Source organism: Bacillus cereus group sp. N21 (assembly GCF_016483395.1).
GTDB classification, from domain to species: Bacteria; Bacillota; Bacilli; order Bacillales; family Bacillaceae_G; genus Bacillus_A; species Bacillus_A pseudomycoides.
The window spans coordinates 1-345 of sequence record NZ_JAEHBX010000284.1; the positions used below are offsets into that span (position 1 = coordinate 1).

Consider the following 345-nt stretch of genomic DNA (forward strand, 5'->3'; position numbering starts at 1 on the left):
AAGCTTTGCAGTCTTTTCATATTTCTGAGCCTCGTGTCGTGACAGTCGATAAGAATCCAGCTTATCCTATAGCAGTTAAAGAATTGAGAAAAGAAAAAAAGATGCCATTAGGCATCCAACTAAGGCAAGTGAAATATCTCAATAACATAGTAGAACAAGATCATCGGTTTATTAAAAAGCGAGTTCGTTCGATGTTAGGATTGAAATCCTTTCACACAGCTACATCCATTATTTCTGGAATAGAAGCTATGCATATGGTAAAAAAAGAACAGATTGATTTACGGGATCAGTCTGTCCAAAACCAGAAAGAATTCATCCATCGATTGTTTGGGCTTACAGCATAAA

Annotated in this window: 1 protein-coding gene; it reads left to right on the plus strand. The window is 36.2% G+C overall.

Annotated features, from left to right (window positions below):
* Positions 1 to 344, plus strand: a 344-nt coding sequence (locus tag JDS96_RS30865; RefSeq protein WP_199669136.1) for a DDE-type integrase/transposase/recombinase, incomplete at its 5' end; no start/stop codon positions are given.
* Between the last annotated feature and the right edge of the window lies 1 nt (position 345).